Source organism: Streptomyces sp. NPDC059355 (assembly GCF_042752335.1).
Classification (GTDB): domain Bacteria; phylum Actinomycetota; class Actinomycetes; order Streptomycetales; family Streptomycetaceae; genus Streptomyces.
The window spans coordinates 1-2381 of record NZ_JBHYXN010000099.1; the positions used below are offsets into that span (position 1 = coordinate 1).

The 2381-nt window shown below is 53.5% G+C and carries 1 rRNA gene; it reads left to right on the plus strand.

Going from position 1 to position 2381, the window contains the following annotated elements:
• Positions 1-2381 (plus strand): 23S ribosomal RNA (locus ACFXGI_RS38575); the annotation flags it as partial.

Genomic DNA, 2381 nt, shown 5'->3' on the forward strand with positions numbered 1-2381 from the left:
GCGATTCCCTGAGTAGCGGCGAGCGAAACGGGATTAGCCCAAACCAAGAGGCTTGCCTCTTGGGGTTGTAGGACACTCTATACGGAGTTACAAAGGAACGAGGTAGATGAAGAGGTCTGGAAAGGTCCGTCGTAGAAGGTAACAACCCTGTAGTCGAAACTTCGTTCTCTCTTGAATGTATCCTGAGTACGGCGGAACACGTGAAATTCCGTCGGAATCCGGGAGGACCATCTCCCAAGGCTAAATACTCCCTAGTGACCGATAGTGAACCAGTACCGTGAGGGAAAGGTGAAAAGCACCCCGGAAGGGGAGTGAAAGAGATCCTGAAACCGTGTGCCTACAAGTAGTCAGAGCCCGTTAACGGGTGATGGCGTGCCTTTTGTAGAATGAACCGGCGAGTTACGATCCCGTGCAAGGTTAAGCAGAAGATGCGGAGCCGCAGCGAAAGCGAGTCTGAATAGGGCGATTGAGTACGTGGTCGTAGACCCGAAACCAGGTGATCTACCCATGTCCAGGGTGAAGTTCAGGTAACACTGAATGGAGGCCCGAACCCACGCACGTTGAAAAGTGCGGGGATGAGGTGTGGGTAGGGGTGAAATGCCAATCGAACCTGGAGATAGCTGGTTCTCTCCGAAATAGCTTTAGGGCTAGCCTCAAGGTAAGAGTCTTGGAGGTAGAGCACTGATTGGACTAGGGGCCCCTACCGGGTTACCGAATTCAGTCAAACTCCGAATGCCAATGACTTATCCTTGGGAGTCAGACTGCGAGTGATAAGATCCGTAGTCGAAAGGGAAACAGCCCAGACCGCCAGCTAAGGTCCCAAAGTATACGTTAAGTGGAAAAGGATGTGGAGTTGCTTAGACAACCAGGATGTTGGCTTAGAAGCAGCCACCATTTAAAGAGTGCGTAATAGCTCACTGGTCGAGTGACTCTGCGCCGAAAATGTACCGGGGCTAAACGTATCACCGAAGCTGCGGACTGTTCTTCGAACAGTGGTAGGAGAGCGTTCTAAGGGCTGTGAAGCGAGACCGGAAGGACTGGTGGAGCGCTTAGAAGTGAGAATGCCGGTATGAGTAGCGAAAGAGGGGTGAGAATCCCCTCCACCGAATGCCTAAGGTTTCCTGAGGAAGGCTCGTCCGCTCAGGGTTAGTCAGGACCTAAGCCGAGGCCGAAAGGCGTAGGCGATGGACAACAGGTTGATATTCCTGTACCACCTCTTTATCGTTTGAGCAATGGAGGGACGCAGAAGGATAGAAGAAGCGTGCGATTGGTTGTGCACGTCCAAGCAGTTAGGCTGATAAGTAGGCAAATCCGCTTATCGTGAAGGCTGAGCTGTGATGGGGAAGCTCCTTATGGAGCGAAGTCTTTGATTCCCCGCTGCCAAGAAAAGCTTCTAGCGAGATAAAAGGTGCCTGTACCGCAAACCGACACAGGTAGGCGAGGAGAGAATCCTAAGGTGTGCGAGAGAACTCTCGTTAAGGAACTCGGCAAAATGACCCCGTAACTTCGGGAGAAGGGGTGCTCTGTTAGGGTGCAAGCCCGAGAGAGCCGCAGTGAATAGGCCCAGGCGACTGTTTAGCAAAAACACAGGTCTCTGCGAAGCCGTAAGGCGAAGTATAGGGGCTGACGCCTGCCCGGTGCTGGAAGGTTAAGGGGAGCGCTTAGCGTAAGCGAAGGTGCGAATTGAAGCCCCAGTAAACGGCGGCCGTAACTATAACGGTCCTAAGGTAGCGAAATTCCTTGTCGGGTAAGTTCCGACCCGCACGAAAGGCGTAACGATTTGGGCACTGTCTCAACGAGAGACTCGGTGAAATTATAGTACCTGTGAAGATGCAGGTTACCCGCGACAGGACGGAAAGACCCCGTGGAGCTTTACTGCAGCCTGATATTGAATGTTGGTACAGCTTGTACAGGATAGGTAGGAGCCTTAGAAGCCGGAGCGCTAGCTTCGGTGGAGGCGCTGGTGGGATACCGCCCTGACTGTATTGAAATTCTAACCTACGGGTCTTATCGACCCGGGAGACAGTGTCAGGTGGGCAGTTTGACTGGGGCGGTCGCCTCCTAAAAGGTAACGGAGGCGCCCAAAGGTTCCCTCAGAATGGTTGGAAATCATTCGTAGAGTGCAAAGGCATAAGGGAGCTTGACTGCGAGACCTACAAGTCGAGCAGGGACGAAAGTCGGGCTTAGTGATCCGGTGGTTCCGCATGGAAGGGCCATCGCTCAACGGATAAAAGCTACCCCGGGGATAACAGGCTTATCTCCCCCAAGAGTCCACATCGACGGGGAGGTTTGGCACCTCGATGTCGGCTCATCGCATCCTGGGGCTGTAGTCGGTCCCAAGGGTTGGGCTGTTCGCCCATTAAAGCGGTACGCGAGCTGGG